At 61.8% G+C, this 17,569-nt stretch carries 13 protein-coding genes; 7 read left to right on the plus strand and 6 right to left on the minus strand.

Features of this window, described 5'->3' with window-relative positions; translation table 11 throughout:
• Positions 1-20 precede the first annotated feature (20 nt).
• On the plus strand, positions 21-1,160 hold the full coding sequence (locus NKI64_RS04765; protein WP_352666739.1) for an ROK family transcriptional regulator: 1,140 nt from the start codon (positions 21-23) through the stop codon (positions 1,158-1,160).
• A 29-nt stretch (positions 1,161-1,189) separates the two neighbouring features.
• Here NKI64_RS04765 and NKI64_RS04770 read toward each other — a convergent pair whose 3' ends face one another.
• Together NKI64_RS04770 and NKI64_RS04775 are read right to left on the minus strand one after the other, a co-directional pair.
• Positions 1,190-2,230 (minus strand): aminopeptidase, encoded by a 1,041-nt coding sequence (locus tag NKI64_RS04770; RefSeq protein WP_352762566.1) that lies wholly within the window; start codon positions 2,228-2,230, stop codon positions 1,190-1,192.
• Positions 2,231-2,469: 239 nt separating this feature from the next.
• Positions 2,470-2,703, minus strand: a complete 234-nt coding sequence (locus tag NKI64_RS04775; RefSeq protein WP_023686482.1) for a hypothetical protein — start codon at positions 2,701-2,703, stop codon at positions 2,470-2,472.
• Between the two features lie 185 nt (positions 2,704-2,888).
• Here NKI64_RS04775 and NKI64_RS04780 point away from each other — a divergent pair, with 185 nt between their 5' ends.
• Both NKI64_RS04780 and NKI64_RS04785 read left to right on the plus strand, forming a co-directional pair.
• Positions 2,889-4,889, plus strand: a complete 2,001-nt coding sequence (locus NKI64_RS04780; protein WP_352666742.1) for an AI-2E family transporter — start codon at positions 2,889-2,891, stop codon at positions 4,887-4,889.
• A gap of 130 nt (positions 4,890-5,019) precedes the next feature.
• Positions 5,020-5,178, plus strand: a complete 159-nt coding sequence (locus NKI64_RS04785) for a hypothetical protein (RefSeq protein WP_023704065.1) — start codon at positions 5,020-5,022, stop codon at positions 5,176-5,178.
• Between the two features lie 427 nt (positions 5,179-5,605).
• Here the strand turns inward: NKI64_RS04785 and NKI64_RS04790 are convergent, their stop codons facing one another.
• Positions 5,606-5,974 (minus strand): response regulator, encoded by a 369-nt coding sequence (locus NKI64_RS04790; protein ID WP_352666745.1) that lies wholly within the window; start codon positions 5,972-5,974, stop codon positions 5,606-5,608.
• A 107-nt stretch (positions 5,975-6,081) separates the two neighbouring features.
• On the opposite strand from NKI64_RS04790, the gene NKI64_RS04795 reads away from it, so the two are divergent.
• The 4 genes from NKI64_RS04795 (at position 6,082) to NKI64_RS04810 (ending at position 13,777) form a co-directional block, all read left to right on the plus strand.
• On the plus strand, positions 6,082-7,923 hold the full coding sequence (locus tag NKI64_RS04795; RefSeq protein WP_352666748.1) for a PAS domain S-box protein: 1,842 nt from the start codon (positions 6,082-6,084) through the stop codon (positions 7,921-7,923).
• 192 nt (positions 7,924-8,115) lie between these two features.
• Positions 8,116-8,409, plus strand: a complete 294-nt coding sequence (locus tag NKI64_RS04800) for a hypothetical protein (protein WP_023704064.1) — start codon at positions 8,116-8,118, stop codon at positions 8,407-8,409.
• Positions 8,410-8,879: 470 nt separating this feature from the next.
• The gene (locus NKI64_RS04805) at positions 8,880-9,035 is read left to right on the plus strand and encodes a hypothetical protein (RefSeq protein WP_352666751.1); all 156 of its coding nucleotides are present in this window, start codon (positions 8,880-8,882) and stop codon (positions 9,033-9,035) included.
• 110 nt (positions 9,036-9,145) lie between these two features.
• The gene (locus tag NKI64_RS04810; protein WP_352666754.1) at positions 9,146-13,777 is read left to right on the plus strand and encodes an autotransporter outer membrane beta-barrel domain-containing protein; all 4,632 of its coding nucleotides are present in this window, start codon (positions 9,146-9,148) and stop codon (positions 13,775-13,777) included.
• Between the two features lie 161 nt (positions 13,778-13,938).
• On the opposite strand, the gene NKI64_RS04815 is transcribed toward NKI64_RS04810, so the two are convergent.
• The 3 genes from NKI64_RS04815 to NKI64_RS04825 are packed head-to-tail and all read right to left on the minus strand — an operon-like array spanning position 13,939 to position 17,551.
• A complete protein-coding gene (locus tag NKI64_RS04815) occupies positions 13,939-15,171 on the minus strand; it encodes a MalY/PatB family protein (RefSeq protein WP_352666757.1) in 1,233 nt (410 codons plus the stop codon).
• Positions 15,172-15,220: 49 nt separating this feature from the next.
• A complete protein-coding gene (locus tag NKI64_RS04820) occupies positions 15,221-16,345 on the minus strand; it encodes an amino acid ABC transporter permease (RefSeq protein ID WP_502901369.1) in 1,125 nt (374 codons plus the stop codon).
• Between the two features lie 18 nt (positions 16,346-16,363).
• On the minus strand, positions 16,364-17,551 hold the full coding sequence (locus NKI64_RS04825) for an amino acid ABC transporter permease (RefSeq protein ID WP_023686476.1): 1,188 nt from the start codon (positions 17,549-17,551) through the stop codon (positions 16,364-16,366).
• Positions 17,552-17,569 lie beyond the last annotated feature (18 nt).

Here is a 17,569-nt window from a genome sequence, read left to right on the forward strand (position 1 = left end):
CGTCGCCGGAGAGCATGATCGTGCGCTGCCTGAGCGAGCGCGGCGCACTCTCGGCGTTGCAGATCGCACGCGCCACCGGTCTGGCGCGCTCGACGGTGTCAACCGCGCTTAACGGCTTGAAAAAGTCTGGAATGGTGATCGAAGCCCCGACCAGCCGCGACGGCATCAGAGGCATCGGCAGGCCAGCCGCGGCGGTGACGCTCAATCCGACAGCGGGCACCTGCGTCGGCATTCACCTGGCTCTTCAGCAGATACGGCTCATCGTCGCCGATGTCTCGCATTCCGTCATTGCCGAACAAAATATTCCAATGGCGCTGGACTACCAGCCGCAACAGGCGGCCCAGGCGGTCAAATCGGCGATTGCCCAATCCTACAGGGAAAACGGTCTGCCGGTAGCGGGGCTCCTGGGGGTTGGTGTCTCCGTCTCCGGCCCTGTCAGCCGCGATGGAGTGGTGCTGCGCGCAAGCATGGTTCCAACATGGGCCGGCGTCAACATACGAGATGTGTTCGGACCCGTCCTGGAACAGCCGATCTTCGCCGACAATGAGAGCAACTGCGCGGCCATTGCCGAGCTGATGTGGGGTGCGGCCGTCGGCCAGGACGATTTCGTGCTGTTCAAGATCGATCTGGGTGTCGGCGGCGCCATTGTCCAGCATGGCCGGCTGGTGACGGGCGTCGCCGGCGGCGCCGGCGAATTCGGGCACATCAGCATCGATCCCGGCGGCGACCTTTGCCGCTGCGGCAATCGCGGATGCCTGGAGCTCTACGCGAGTTTTACCCGGCCGCTGGAACAGATTTCGCGTGTCGTTGGGCGGCAAGTCACCATGGACGATGTCATCGCCATGGCCGAGCAGGGCGACGTCAGGGCGTTGCGGATGATCGAGGATACCGCCGAGATCGCCGGCCGGGGTCTCGGCCTGATCGGCTCGGTGCTCAATCCGCCGCTTATCATCATCGGCGGCCACATGGCTTTGGCAGGGGACATTCTGTTGACGCCGCTGATCGCGTCCTATGAACGCCACACGCTGATCAAGTCCCGGGATGTCGCTCCCGCGCTGCGCACGCGCATCATCGTTGGCAGGCACACCGAGAACGATGCCTTGCTGGGCGCGGTCGGCCTCGTTTTGAGACACCAGACGAAGGAACTGTCGCTGGGGTGATCGTCAGGACCTGCCTGTGCTTGTTCAAGTCAATTGCACGTGTCGGCAGCCTTGAGCGCTTCGGCGCGGGACGATTTGGGCAAATCCGCGATCCGCCGGACAGAAGCGTAAAACCTCGGATAGTCGCCGGAACACAGGTCGAACAAGCGAAGAAAGGCCGGAACCTGTTCACCGTAGACAGAAGTTGCGGCGAGCTTGGCGTTGTTGATCGGGGCAGCGAACCAGGCGTCGTATCCCCGGTATCCCGCCCAGTGCCTGTCGCGCATCCGCCGATAGCGCGCCCGCATCCTCTCGATCGCGGCTGCCTTGGCAGTCGCCATCTTTTCCGGGGTGCGGGGACTACCATAGACCTGCCTTAGCTCGTCGCGCGTCTTCGCCACCAGTCCAAGAAAATCGGCGCTGCGCTTGCGGTCGGCTTCGTATCGGCGCAATCCGGCCCGGTCGCCGGCGGCGCGGAGCCATTTCCTGACGCCGCTGGTTTCGACGGCAACGGCGAACGCCTCGTTGAATGCGGAATCGCCATCCACATAGAGGCGCTGATGCGCCAGCTCATGAAAAACAAGGCTGGCGAGATAGGTGTCGTCCTGACGCAGCATGGTGCTCAGTAGCGGGTCACTCGACCAGCCAAGCGTGGAATAGGCGGTGACGCCCGAGACATAGACGTCCAGCCCCTGTCTTTGAAGTTCGACTGCGTTCTCAGTCGCGGATTTCCGGGAGAAATAGCCCCTGTATGGAACGCAGCCGAAGACCGGAAAGCACCATGTTCGTGGCGCAAGCGAGAATTGCGGCGCGGCAAAAACGGCCCAGGTCACGGCATCGCGATGGATGTCGACATAGCTGCGGTAGCTGCTGTTTTCGGGCAATGCCAGCTCATCTGTCGCAAACCGTCTTATGGCGCTGGCCGACGTCAATTTGGCGCGCAATGCCTCGGGCGTCGAAGGATCACGGATGAGTTTTCCAATATTTTTGCGGGCGGCCATGATCTGCGCGTGACCCTGCAACGACTGCGCGTAGTAGGAAATGCTCGTGCAGCCGGTCGCCCCGGACGCCATGACGACCGCGGCAAGCATCCGAAGAACGCGCTTCACTGTTTGCCCACCCTTGCCCATCTCCCCATGCAGCAACGTCCTGGTCCCCCCTCAAACAGGAGGCACCGGTTTCCGTCAAGAGCTGCAGGGGCAGGGGGTGACACCGACCTGGGCAGGGGCAATGCGGGCATTCGCCTAGGATTGACGAAAGTCCACCGCAGGGCGGAGCGGGCGAGATACGGACCGTCCGTCGAGACGCGGTTCCCCCAAGCTGCCGCGCGCTACTGGTCCGAAAACTTCACGCTCACGCCGCGCTGGCGAAAATAAGCCTGCATCAACTTACGGCCCGAGCGGTTGTTCTGGGCCAATTTGGCCGGATCGAACACCGCCTGTTTTGCGCCCTCTCGTGTCAGCGCAGCCTTGAGCGTCGCGATATGGGCGTCGATGTCGGCATTGTCCGCCCGCAGCGAGGCATAGATACTTTCGGTCGCTTCGGCCACAGTCGGTTCGCTCACAGATGTCGTCCTTTGGTTGGTTGGGCGGCGGCTTTACCACAGATTTGCGGCTCCGACGATATCGACTGAACCGTCAGAGCACAGCGCCCAGGGCGCAAAACCGCAAAACGTATGTATTCGGCCCTGCTAAACATTGCCCGGCAGGCGAATGGGTCTAACTATCGCTAGGAAACGGGGGGAATCACGTGGCTGCCAATCGTCGAAACGACATCTCATCGTCCGAGGGGGGGCTAGGACGGATTCTTGCGGCAGGCAATGCCCATCCGCGCACAGCTCTGCCTACCGTGGCAACCATCGTCACGACGGTAGCTGCGCTGTATTTCGGTCGTGAGGTGTTCCTTCCCATTGCCATCGCGCTGCTTTTGACCTTTGCGCTGGTGCCGATGGTCTCCGCACTGAAGCGTGTCGGCTTGCCTCGGCTGCCCGCAGTGCTTCTGAGCGTGATTGGCGCATTCGCGGCCCTGGGCCTGTTCAGCTTCATTGTTGCGACCCAGGTAAGCGAGCTTGCTCAGAACATTTCCGTCTACCAGACAAACATTCTGACCAAGGTACGTTCCCTCAAGGAGACGGGCGTTGGTGGCGGCATAATTGCCAGGCTGAGCGGGGTGATCGAGCGCGTCGGTCAGGAGATCGACAAGCAGGATGTGGCGCCGCCTGCGGCCGACAAGCCCCGGCGCGAGCCTGTTCCCGTCGAGATCGTCGCCCGCGAGAGACCTCTGGAGGTATTGCAGAACATCATCGGACCGTTGATCAGCCCGCTGGCATCAGCTGGCCTGATCATCATCGTCGTCATCTTCATGTTGCTTGAGCGCGAGGATCTGCGCGACCGGTTTATCCGCCTCGTCGGCTATGGCGACCTCCATCGCACAACGCAGGCATTGCAGGATGCCGGCAAACGGGTTGGCCGCTATCTGATCATGCAATTGGTGGTGAACATCGTCTACGCGATACCAATCGCAATTGGCCTTTGGGTGCTCGGCATTCCCAACGCGCTGCTGTGGGGGTTGCTGGCACTGGCGCTGCGCTTCGTTCCCTATATCGGCCCTGTTATCGGCATGCTGCTGCCCTTGTTTCTGGCCTTGGCGGTTGCGCCCGGCTGGTCGCTGGTGCTGTGGACCGCCGCACTGTTTGTCGTCATGGAATTGGTAACCGGCAACGTCATCGAACCGTGGCTCTATGGCTCGCGCACGGGACTTTCTCCTTTGGCAATCATCGTTGCGGCAATTTTCTGGACATGGTTGTGGGGGCCGCTCGGCCTGGTCCTTTCGACGCCGCTGACAGTTTGCCTCGTCGTCCTCGGGCGACATGTTCCGCAGTTCGAATTTCTCGACGTCCTGTTTGGCAACGAGCCCGTCCTTGAAGCTCATGCCCGGCTCTATCAACGGCTCCTGGCCGGCGATCCCGACGAGGCCACTGACCATGCCGAGGAGATCCTCGAGGAGAAGTACCTGATCGATTTCTACGACACGGTCGCCATTCCTGCTCTCCTGTTGGGCGAGCAGGATCGCATGCGTGGCGTGATGGGCGATCAACAGCGAAGGCAGGTGGCGGCGAGCGCCCAAATTCTTGTGGCAAATCTTGCCGACGATGCACAGGAAGAGGCAAGCGAGGAAGACGCGCCGACAACCACCGCGGAAGGGAGCGCGAGCAAGGAAACAGATGGCATCGAAGAGGAAGAGATCGAACTGCCCGACGGCAAGGACATGTCGGTGCTTTGTGCCGGCGGTCGCGGCGAACTCGACGATGCCGCTGCCGCCATGCTCGCTCAGGTGCTGGAGGTGCAAGGTGCTACGGTGGCGAAGGCCAGTTTTGTCGATATGGAGCCGGCAGGTATTCGTCGTCTCGAACTAGAGGCGATCGACACCGTCGTGGTCGGTTTCCTGAACCGGGATTCGCTCAAGCATGCCCGCTTTCTGGTCCGGAGACTGAAGCGCGCCAAGGCAGGCTTGAGAATTGGGATTGTGTTCTGGTCAGACGCGGAGCAGGGCGATGTCGGGCAAGAAAGGCAAGCTTTGGCCGCCGACATCAGCGCCGATTTCGTAGCGCACGGCATGGTCAACGCTGTGCTTGGCGCACTTTCTCCAGCGCCGGCCGTTCCCCTCAAAGTCGTTTCGAAACGCCGCGATCGACGCCGTCCGGCCCCTCGAAAACGGATCCCGGCCCAAGCAACGGCCGCAACAGCCTAGCCGCACCGCCATGTCTCAGATTGCCGCGCCGGCGCTGGAATGCCTGGTGAGACGGCAAGATCGTCCCCCACTCGCAAGCCATGGAACAATCTCGCGGCCTTGCGGTTCCTAACATCGAAGGAGACCCCCCATGCTTAGATTCCTTATCCGCCTTGGCGCGATCTATGCAGCGTTCCAGATCGGCAGAGAGTTCGGCCGCAAGGAGACCGAAATCATGCTCCTGCCGCCGCCCGTTGACTACGAGCGGCACCCGACGTCAAGAAATGAAACCGAGTTCGGAGAGACATAGGACTGCTCAATCTGTCTGGTCGATCTGGCCCATGCTGGCGCCGTCCCTGCGCGGGGCGCATTATCGTGCGAACGGACCGGCCTCTTGGCTGTGCCAGGATGGATCCGGGTAATGCAAATTGAGCCGCTATCTCCGCCGCTCAAACGCGGTACAAAGAGGTTGACCGTGCGTCGAGGAATGTCTCTCGCAGATCTTGGCGTTGAGCCGACGGAGAAGGCATGACCAGCACGGGCAAGGCACGACCCTAAGAAAGTGGAAGGGAAGAAGCACTGGTGTTGTCAATTGCCAGGGAGACCGGCATCACCGAGGATCAAGCGCGCGACCTTGTTCGCCTGATCGGCACCGGCCGCAATTCGCTGCTCCGTGAGGCACGGCAGCTGCTCCGGCAGCGCCTGGCTAGTTTAGACCGAAGGTGCTCAGAGCACGGCTATCCCGTCGCCTTATGCTGCGCGGCGGTCATCGCTTTGAGAGCCCGGACCACCTCTGCAGGTCCGGCGGGTTTCATCACTCTTACGCCAGACGAGAACGCTTCGGGGGTTTCCTCGAGCCCCAAGCCGGAATAGACGATGAAAGGAACCGCCCGCCCTGCCAAGGTTTTTGCCGCGTCAACAGCCTCGCCGTCCGACAACCTGACGTCCAGGATCGCTGCGGCGGGGGTATGGTTCGCAAGAAAACGTTTCGCCTGGGAACATGTCGCCGCCAATGCCACGGCAAAGCCCGCCTCCGAAAGAGTGGACTCCATATCCAGTGCTATCAAGGCTTCGTCGTCGACGACAAGGACCAAGGGTTTGCCCATGCGCGGATGATCGCACGTTTGTAGATGGAAGACGAGTCGAGGCTACGTCCCTTTTAGGGTCCGGTTCCCGTACGCAGCGGGTCGAGACCGCGAGCAATGGGAACCAAGTGATCCAAGCCGCATTATATTTGGTTGGACTGAACAAGGTGTTTGGGATGCATGAAGCAACACAGGCGAATGTTGTCGCCTTCGAAAACCCGGGGGTGTCCAGCAATGACGGTCTGGATTTCGATTACAAGGATTTCTTCGAAAACGGCGCCGTTGCCCTGCATCTGGTGAACGCAGACGGCGTGATCGTGCATGCCAACCAGGCTGAGCTCAACCTTCTCGGCTATCCCGCAGAGGACTACCTCGGTTGCCACATCGCCGAGTTCTATCCCGACCGGGACGTCATAGAGGACATTTTGGGTCGCCTTGCCAATGGCGAGAAGATCGTAAGATATCCGGCGCGATTGAGGGCCAGCGATGGATCGATCAAGCATGTCGAAGTCACCTCAAGCGGACATTTCCGAGACGGCAAGCTGATCAACACCCGGTGCTTCACGGTCGATGTAACCGACTTGGTGCACACCCGCTCGGAGCTCAGGCAGCATGACAGTACCTATCACCAGATACTCGACGGCCTACCCGTCGCCATCTACACGACCGATCAGGATGGGACGATCACCTACTACAACCGCGCCGCGGCCGATCTGGCAGGCAGGGAGCCTGAAATCGGCAAGGATAAATGGTGCGTGACGTTCAAGCTGTTCACTGCCGACGGCAAGGAATTGCCGCACGATGAATGCCCGATGGCCATTGCGCTCAAGGAGAACAGGCCGGTCCGCAATCAGCAAGCTGTTGCGCAACGTCCCGACGGATCGTTTTTTCCGTTCCTGCCCTACCCGACACCGCTGCGGGACGAGCACGGCGCACTGATCGGCGCCGTCAACATGCTGCTGGACCTGACGGACCGCCAACGTGCCGAAGAAACCAGGCAGCACCTCTCAGCGATCGTGGAATCCTCATTTGACGCGATCGTCAGCAAGGATCTCAACACCATCATAAAAAGCTGGAACCAGGGCGCCGAACGGCTTTTCGGCTACACCGCCGACGAAGCGATTGGCCGGTCGGTGACCATGCTGATCCCCGAAAACCATCAGGACGAGGAACCCCGCATCCTCCAACGCATTCGCCGCGGCGAGCGCGTCGAACCATTCGAAACGACCCGCCTGCGCAAGGATGGCAGCCTGGTTCCGGTTTCGCTGACGATATCGCCCGTGCGTAACGCAACTGGGCAGATCACCGGCGCATCGAAGATAGCGCGAGACATCACGTCGGCGAAGGAGAATGAATACCGCATCCGCATGCTGATGCGCGAGGTCAACCACCGGGTGAAAAACCAGTATTCGGTCATCCTGTCGATGATCCGGGAGACCAACAAGCGATCGGAGACGCCAAAACACTTTGAAACCCAGGTGCGCGAGCGCATCATGGCGTTGTCGCGATCTCACGACCTGCTTGTTTCGGCGGATTGGAAGGGTGCCACGATCAGCGACCTTTTGTCGGCCCAGGTCGAGCCTTTCCCGCGGGCGGATGTGATCGAAATGTCGGGCCCATCATTGGTGCTCAGTCCCAACGCAGTTCAGTATCTCGGGATTGCCTTCCACGAACTGGCGACCAACTCGGCCAAATACGGGGTTCTCTCAGGGGACAAGGGCCGGATCTCGGTCACATGGGGCATCACCGGTTCCGGTGCTTCGAGGCTCTTTCACCTCACCTGGGTCGAAACCGATGGGCCGCAGGTTCAGACTGTCGGACAAGGTGGCTTTGGAACCGTGGTGCTGAAGCGGGTCGCGCCCGCAGCGGTTAGTGGGCAGGGAATTCTCGAACACGGTCCGCATGGCATAACATGGAGCTTGGAAGCGCCTTTGGCTTCCGTAGCAGCTTCTGCCGTCCATGAAGCTTAGAAGCAGGAAGCAGCCCTGCAACGAGCATTCGTCAATTGGAAGCCCTTGATGCGGCCTTTGCCGAGCGAAAACCCCGTTTCCGCTAAAGATCGCCAGAGCCATTGCTAAAGTCGACAGAGCAAATCACCGGCAGAGGGCGCATTTCGTTGCACGGAACGGGACAGGACCGGCGTAGCCAGAGGCGAGGTAACTATGGACATCGACGAGTTCCGTGCGACCCTTCAGGGTGTAGAGCCCCCGGCGAATCTTGGGATGGCGCTCCACGCTCTATGGTGGGATAGACAGGGCGATTGGGAGCGGGCGCATGAGTGTGTGCAGGCCAACGAATCTGATCCGGCCTCTGTATGGGTTCATGCCTATCTGCACCGCAAAGAAGGCGACCTTTCTAATGCAGCCTACTGGTACCGCCGCGCCGGGCAGCCTGTGGCAACTGGCAAGCTAGACGCAGAGTGGGAGTCGATTACAGAATCACTTCTTGCAGGATAGTGAGGGTCGCCCAAGGGGCAGCCTAGCGCCTCATCGCCCCCGTAGAGGCGAAACTCACCTCCGCCCGATGGGATCGGCTGGGCCCAGGAGGTCCGAACGTTTCCGCATAAATTCATGCAGCGAGATTGTTCTCGCGATTCCGTAAGGTCTCTGTTTAATAAGCTATATCTAATATTGACTATTTTCTGTCGCTCAAAAGTCGCAGACTTCATTTTACTGATCACCGTTAGCTTCTTGGTAGCTCTCACGACTATAAACTTCTTGCGGGCGAATAGCTTTCATGCTGCCTTCGCGCACTCAGGAATCAGGGAGCTTAGGCATGGCGGAGCGGATTGCGCGTGATGGGTTTTGGGTTTTGCATCTCGCGCGCTTGCCGCAAGTCGTGTCGCTTCGCTCCGGCACTTCCGCCTTGACGATCCTAACTGTTGCCCTTGCGCTGAGCGCCGCGCCAGCTCGGGCCGATGGCGGCAATGGCAGCAGCGCAGGCGCTGGACGAGGTGGCGTTGACGGCGCGCTCGCGAGTGCCACGGGTCAGAATGCCGCCAATGGCGCGACCGCTGGTGGCGGTGGTGGCGGCATTGACCTCACGACGGGTGACGGGGCGCCAGGAGGATCGGGAGCGGTAAGTGGGACAGCCAACAACCCAAATGGCGTTGCCGGTGCCACTGGTGCTACGGGTCTGGTCATCTCGACAGACGGGACCATTGCAACCAGCATCAGCGGCGGGGCCGGCGCTTTGGGCTCCCCTGGCACGAATGGCGTCGTCAGGAGCGGCGGCGGTGGCGGTGGCGGTGTGGGCGTCAGTGCCACGGCCGACGTTACAGTCACTGGCACAGGATCGGTGAGTGGTGGCACTGGCGGCCGAGGTGGGACCAATGGCAACAGCGGCAGCGGTGGCGGCGGCGTCGGCATATTCTCGTCCGCAAACGTGTTTGTAGAGGCGGGCGGCAGCGTTACCGGCGGCACGAGTCTTTCCACAATTGGGGTCCAAGCAGGTGCTGGCGGCGGCGCAGCTGCCATCGTCCTGATGGGCGGCGGGACAATCCAGAACAGCGGGAATCTGCTCGGGGGTGCCGGTGGAAGAACAGTTCTCGGCGGCGGTGGGGACGGTGGCGCCGCTGTTCTGCTGCTTTCAGGTGGAACCGTCATCAACAAGCTAGGTGCGACGATCGTTGGCGGCAGTGGCGGTCAGGGCTCCTTGGCAGGCGGCGATGGCGCCGCAGGGATCAAGGGCGCCAACATCGCGGTCATCAATGCGGGTACGATCAGCGGCGGTGCCGTCGGCACCGGTGGCGGAACGCCGGCAGCCGGCAAAGCCATCCAGTTCACCGGCGGTGTCAATTCGCTGGAGATTCAGGCCGGCTCCACCATCACAGGCAATGTGGTCGCTTTCAGCGCCGCGGATACATTCAAGCTGGGTGGCGATATCAGCGCCAGTTTCGGTGTGTCGCAGATCGGCGCTGGCGCCAAATATGACGGGTTTGGGTTCTACGAGAAAACCGGAAACAGCACCTGGACCCTAACGGGGACGACAACTGCCGTCACGCCTTGGACCTTGTCCGGCGGGACCCTGCAAATTTCGAGTGACAACAATCTGGGCGCCCTCTCGGGCGGCTTGACCTTCGACGGCGGCACGTTGCGCACGACCACCAGCTTCGCCACCAATCGCAATGTCCTGATCAATTCGACCGGCGGGTTCGACACGGTGGCAGGCACGCAGTTGGACGTGTCAGGCCAGGTGACCGGCACCGGCACACTGGTCAAGAGCGGCGCCGGCACGCTCAACGTCAGCAATTTGTCCAACAACTATACGGGTGGCAACATCGTCAATGCAGGAACGCTTGCCGGCAACACCGTGGCGATCCGTGGCGACATCCTGGACAACGGCGCTGTCTCGTTTCTCGACCTCGGCCCCCACACCTTCGGCGGAAATATCTCCGGCTCGGGCAGCGTCGACATCGAAGGCTTCGGCACGCTGACGCTGACCGGTGCCAACACCCACAGCGGCGGCACCAAGGTCGGGACCGGCAAAAGCATCTCGGTCGCGTCGGACCAGAATCTGGGTGCCGCTACGGGCCTGCTGACACTCGACGGCGGCGAACTCGGCACGACAGCAAGCTTCGCCATGAGCCGCGATGTCAAGCTCACTTCCGCCTATGGCTACTTCCGCGCGGCGGCGGGTACGACGCTGACCGCGAATGGCGAGCTGACCGGCGTGGGCGGCGTCTACAAGGAGGGCGCCGGCACCCTGGTGCTCAAGGGCGACAGTACCTATTCCGGCCGCACCACCGTCGACAGCGGCAAGCTTATCGTCGAGGGCTCGCTCGGCAGCACCGAAACGACGGTCAACAGCGGCGGCACGCTGGGCGGCTCCGGCTCGATCGGCGGCGCGGTGATCGTCGCCGATGGCGGTGTGCTGGCGCCGGGGTCCAGCCCTGGCACGCTTACGGTCGGATCGCTCAGCCTGAGCTCCGGTTCTATGCTCGACTACGAGCTCGGCCAGGCGGGCATTGTCGGCGGCGGTGTCAACGACCTGATCGAGGTGACCGGCGCGCTGACGCTGGACGGCAGCCTCAACATCACCGATGTCGGCGGCTTCGGGCCTGGCGTCTACCGGCTAATCAATTATGGCGGCGCACTCACCGACAATGGTCTCGAGCTCGGCAATCTGCCGGCCGGTGTCACGGCCGCCGACCTGACGGTGCAGACCTCCGTCGCCAACCAGGTCAATCTCGTCAGCAGCGTCGGCACCGACTTGCTCTTCTGGGATGGTGACGCGGCCGGCAATGCCAACAATGATCTGGTCGACGGCGGCAACGGCACGTGGACGGCGACAAGCCTGAACTGGACGACGAGCACCGGCCTGGTAACTGGCGCGATGAAGCCGCAGCCCGGCTTCGCCATCTTCCAGACGCTCGGCGGCACCGTCATCGCCGACGGCAGCGCCGGCGCGCTTGCGATTACGGGCATGCAATTCGCCGCCGATGGCTACCGCATCGAAGGCGACGCCATCACGCTTGATGGCGCTGGCGGCGAGAGCATCATTCGGGTCGGCGACGGCACGGTGGCCGGAGCAGGTTACACCGCCACCATCGCCTCCGTGCTAACCGGGACCAGCAGCCTGACCAAGACCGATGCGGGCACGCTGGTGCTGTCCGGCGCCAACACCTACACGGGCGGCACCACCGTCCTGGGCGGCGTGCTATCTGTTTCAGCCGACAACAATCTCGGCGTTGCCGCTGGCGGCCTGACGCTCTCCGGCGGGACGCTGCGCAACACAGCGGCGTTCAGCTCGGCGCGCGACGTCACGCTTTCGTCGGCCGGCGGCACCTTCGACACTGTGGCCGACCTGACCTTGTCCGGTGCGATCTCTGGCGCTGGCAGCCTTGCCAAGACCGGCGCCGGCACGCTGACGCTTACGGGAACGAACAGCTATGGCGGCAACACGTTGGTCAGCGCTGGCACGCTGGTCGGCGATGCAACCTCGATTCGTGGCGACATCGGCAATTCCGGCACTGTCGTGTTCGACCAGGCGGCGGACGCCAGCTTCGCCGGCGATATCTCCGGCACCGGCGCAATGATGAAGGATGGCGCCGGCGTGCTGACGCTGTCAGGCACGTCGCTGCTGGACTGGACCGTCAATCAAGGCGGCCTCGTCTCGGCGGCCGAGCGCTTCGGTGGCGATGTCGCGATCGGCGCCGGCGCCTCCTTCACATTCGACCAAGTCGCCTCCGCCAGCTATGCCGGCGTGCTCTCGGGCGCCGGTACGTTCATCAAGGACGGCCAAGGCACGCTGCTGCTTGCGTTGGACAACTCAGGCTTTACCGGCGCCACTGCGGTCAGCGGCGGCACGCTTGCCGCGGGCGCTGCGAACGCGTTCAGTTCCTCCTCGCAGTTTTCCGTCGCCTCGGGCGCCACGCTCGATCTTGCCGGCACGTCCCAGACGATTGCGGGGCTGAGCAACGCCGGAACGGTGCGCATCGCGGGTGGCGTCCCAGGCGACACACTTACCGTAAGCGGCGACTATGTCGGCAATAGCGGCGCCGTCGTTCTCAACGCTGCGCTCGGTGGTGACGGTTCGCCGACAGACATGCTGGTGATCGCCGGCAACACGTCAGGGACGGGTACCCTTCAGGTCGTCAATTTCGGCGGGTCGGGCGCCCAAACGGTCGGAGGCATCAAGATCGTCGACGTCGGCGGCGTCTCGAACGGCAGCTTCTCGCTCGACGGCAATTATACCTTCGAAGGCGATGCAGCGGTCGTCGCGGGCGCCTATGCCTACAGGCTTTACCAAGGCGGCGTCAGCACACCGGCCGATGGCGATTGGTATCTGCGCTCGGCCCTGGGCAACGGCGATCCCGATCCGCAGCCGCTCTATTCGCCCGGCGTGCCGCTGTACGAGGCCTATGAAGGGGTGCTGCAGGCGTTCAATGAACTGGGCACCATGCAGCAACGCATTGGCAATCGGTCGTGGGGCGAGGGTGCTACGCCGCAAGGTGCGGACCTGCCAGGCCAGGGCTCGGTCGACGGCAAGGCGATATGGGCGCGCATCGAAGCTGCCCATGCCGAGATCAAGCCGGAGACGTCGACCTCCGGCACGAACTATGATGTGACCACCTGGAAGCTGCAGGCCGGCGTCGATGGCCTGCTGCACGAAAGCGACGCCGGTACCCTGATCGGAGGGATTACGGCCCACTACGGAACCGCGTCGTCGGACGTCTCCTCGATCTTCGGGGCAGGGTCGATCGCTGCCACCGGCTACGGCGTCGGCAGCACGCTCACCTGGTTCGGCAGCGGTGGCTTCTACGTCGACGCGCAGGCCGAGGCGACATGGTATGACAGTGACATCCGGTCGGCCACGCTGGGCACCACGCTTGCGGACGGCAACAACGGTTTCGGCTACGGGCTGAGCATCGAGACCGGACAGAAGATCGCCCTCAACGGCAACTGGTCGCTGACGCCCCAAGCCCAGCTTGTCTATTCGTCGGTCGACTTCGACACGTTCACCGACCCGTTTGGCGCCGTCGTGTCGCCCGGCAGCAGCAACAGCCTCGTTGGCCGCCTCGGCCTCTCCGCGGACTATGAAGACCAGTGGGTGGACGAAGCGGGGCAGGTAAGCCGTACGCACATCTATGGGCTCGGCAACCTTTACTACGACTTCCTCGACGGAAATGATGTCGATGTGTCTGGCACGAAGCTGGTCAGCGAAAATCAGGCGCTGTGGGGCGGTGTCGGCCTTGGTGGCTCGTTGAGCTGGGCGGACGGCCGCTACGCAGTCTTCGGGGAAGGCACCGTGCGGACAAGTCTCAAGGATTTTGGCGACAGCCATGCCCTGGGCGCCAAGCTCGGGTTCGCTGTGAAATGGTAGCGGCGATCGAGATGGACATGTCGACCTTGGCTTGAGCGTCGTGTCCGGCACGGCTATGGAATCCGGACTAGCGGGCCACCCGGCTCGTCGGCCTCGGACGTTTCCTTACCGGCTGCCGGCATCAAGTACCAGGCTCGCATCCGAAGCACCCTGGCGCTCGATCACAGGGATGCCAGCGCGCTGGACATGCGCTCCAGCCCTTGGCGCAACAGAGCACGCGGGCAGCCGACATTCAGGCGAATGAAGCCTTCGCCGCCAGGCCCATAGACGCGGCCGTCATAGAGATTAACCCCGGCCCGATCGACAAAGAACTTCTGAATTCCACCCACTCGGCCATCGAGCGCGCACGCGTCCAACCACACCAGAAACGATGCGTCGGGCTGCATGGGCGTGATGCCTGGAAGGTGTTCACCGGCGAACTCGCAAACCAGATCGATGTTGCCGGCGATGTAGTGCGTGAGTTGGTCGAGCCATGGCGCGCCGCTGCTGTAAGCAACCTCCAAAGCCAGGCGGCCGAAAAAGTTCGCATTCACCATGAATGACGCCTGCATTGCGGCAAGAAGCGCCTCGCGGCGCTTTTTGCTGGCTACCGAAATGGTTGCCGAAGGAACCCCGGCAAGATTGAAAGTCTTCGTTGGAGCGGTGCAGATGAACGATTTCTCGGCAGCATCTTCCGAGATGGAGGAGAAGACGATGTGGGGGCGATCCGACAACCTTATGTCGCAGTGAATGTCGTCGGATATGACCAGGATGCCATGGCGCTCGCAGATGTCGTTGAGCGCCGCCAATTCTTCGAGGGTCCAGGCCATTCCGGCAGGGTTGTGAGGATTGCACAGCAGGAATGCCTTGGCACCGCCGGCCGCCAGTTTCTCGAAATCCTCCAGATCAAGTTCATATCTGTTGTTCTGCAGCCTCAGCCGGTTCGTAAGCAGAACCCGCCCGTTTCCCTGAACAACTTCGAAATAGGGCGAGTACACGGGCGACTGCACAATGACGCCGTCACCGGGCTTGGTGAAGGTTCGCAGTATCGCAGCCACGGACGGCATGATCGCCGGCGCGGGAAGCAAGGTCTCCAGTTTCGGCGACCAGTTGTGCCGGTGCGCGAACCACGATTGCACGATCTCATAGTGGCGCGGATCGCGGCGTGTGTAGCCGTAAATGCCATGCTCCGCAGCCTCGCGCAGTCGCGCGATGACGGTTTCCGGAGCGCGGAAGTCCATATCCGCCGTCCACAGCGACAGCAGGTCCTGGCCCTCGACCTGGGGAGAGAACTCGTCCCACTGGTTGGCCCATTTGACGGATCCGAACTGCCGACGGTCGTGGATCTGGTCGAAATCTATTCCCGCGATATGTCGCTGCCCATGCGCCGATGCGGGCGTGTCTGCACAAGCCATTTGATAGTCACCTTGCCGCGGGCATTGCTTGTGGCATCATCATCGCCTCCTAGGATTTGTGGCCACGCGCCAATTGGCGCTCCATAGATTGCGAGTAACGCGACATGCCGAAGCAAAAGCTCCAGTAGACCAACCCCGCAAAGAGGTAGCCGGTTGATGAGATCGTCGGGCCTGCCCAGTTCGGATCGACGCGCGCCGTTTCGACGGCCTTCAGGAAATCCGCGATGCCGACGATGGCGACCAGAGTCGTGTCTTTGAACAGACCGATGAAGGTCGAGACGATGCTCGGTATGACGATCGTCAACGCCTGAGGGAGGACGATCAGGCGCATCATGTCGAAGTAGCCGATCCCGAGCGCCTTGGCCGCTTCGTGTTGGCCCTTCGGGATCGCCTGAAGGCCGGCTCTCACGACCTCGGCCATATAGGCGGACGAGAACAACGCTATCGCGATGAGCGGGCGCAACAGTCGATCAGGCGTCAGATAATCCGGGACGAAGAGCGGCATCATGAAGTTCGCCATGAACAACACTGTGATAAACGGCACGCCGCGGACGACTTCGATGAACGTGACGCAAACCGTCTTGACGAAAGGGAGTTCCGACCTGCGTCCAAGCGCCAGGATAACCCCGATCGGAAGCGAGAAGACGATACCCACGATCGACATCAGCAACGTGATCAAGAGACCGCCCCAGAGCGTCGTATCGATGACAGGCAAATGAAGCCAGGCAACGCCGCGCACGAGAACGAACGCGGCCACGGGGTAGACGAGGAAGAACAGCAACGCCGCCACTTTGCGCCGCGGAGCCTTCGTCCACAGGAGCCAACCGATGAGGATGGCGCCGATCGCCTGCGCAAGGTCCACCCGCCACCGCTCGGAAACCGGATACGCGCCGTATCGCAGGTAGTCGAACTTCTCGGCGATGAAAGGCCAGCAAGCCCCCTGGCTGTTCGCACGGCAAGCTTCATGGCCGCCGCTCCAGACCGCGTTGAAGATCGCAAAGCTCAGGAAGTGATGCAGCAGCCACGTGGCGAGGAGGACAAAGCATATTGTCAGCGCGCCTGAAGACGGCGTCGAAAACAGGTTCTTTTTCATCCAGCTCACTGGACCCGGTCGAACGTCCGCGGGAGGCGCCATGGCTGGTATGAGCGCGCTGATCACAATTGGCGAACGCATGGACTGATCGCTCATCCGTCACCTTTCAACAATTGCAAAATGTTGGTTGCACGCGTTCATGACCAACGACGTGGCAAGGGAGATGACGAGATAGACCGACAGAGTAATCGCCATGACCTGGACGGCGGCTCCGGTCTGATTGAGCACCGTGCCGGCAAAGATCTGAACGAGGTCGGGATAGCCGATGAACACGGCAAGCGACGAGTTCTTGATGAGGTTGAGATACTGGCTTGTCAAAGGGGGAATGATGATGCGCAGCGCCTGGGGAACGACGACCAGACGAAGCGTCTTGCCCGGCGCCAGCCCCAACGCATGCGCAGCCTCGGTCTGGCCCTTTGGCACTGCCTGGATTCCACCTCGCACGATCTCGGCGATGTATGAACCGGTGTAGACCGACAGACCGATCAGGAGAGCGGCAAACTCCGGATAGAGCTGATGCCCGCCTTGAAAATTGAAACCCCGCAGCTGCGGAGCGACGAACGAGACCGGCTCGCCAGCCGCCAGGAAAAGGACCAACGGAAATCCTGTCAAGATCGCCAGACTGACCAGAAGCACCGGCAGCTGCTTGCCCGTCCGTCTCTGGACGCTCCTGGCGCGAAACCAGAATGCAACGCAGCAGGAAATGGCCGCAACGAATGCCAGGCCCACCAGACCCGCTCCCGGATGCAAATGAATCTCCGGAACGATGAGGCCGCGATTGTTGAGGTAGATGCCGCCGGGAATGGCGATGGACGCCTTCGGCGAGGGCAACGGCTTGAGGACGGCGTTGTACCAGAACAGCAGCTGCAGCAATAACGGAACATTGCGCACAAGCTCGACATAGGCGGTCGCCACCTTCGAAACGATCCAGTTCGGCGACAGGCGGGCAACGCCGATGACGAAGCCAAGCAAGGTCGCAAACAGGATTGCGAGGACACTGACGTAGAGGGTGTTGACCACTCCCACCCAGAACGCCTGACCGTAGCTGGACAATGCATCGTACGGTATCAGGGTTTGATTGATGTCGAAGCCGGCAGACTCATTCCAAAAGTCGAATGAGAGCGGAATCCCCCGGACCCGCATATTCGATGCAGTCTGCATGCCGATGCCCAGGGCCAAGGCCAGCAGGCAGCCGGCGAGCAAGAGCTGGTAGAAGATGCCCCGCACCTTCGTATCGTGCAGCGACAACCTCCTGCGCGACGGCGCGGGAAGCGACAAATGGGACATGGGCTGTTCCTATCGGGT

The organism is Mesorhizobium sp. M0478, from assembly GCF_040321305.1.
Lineage (GTDB): Bacteria > Pseudomonadota > Alphaproteobacteria > Rhizobiales > Rhizobiaceae > Mesorhizobium.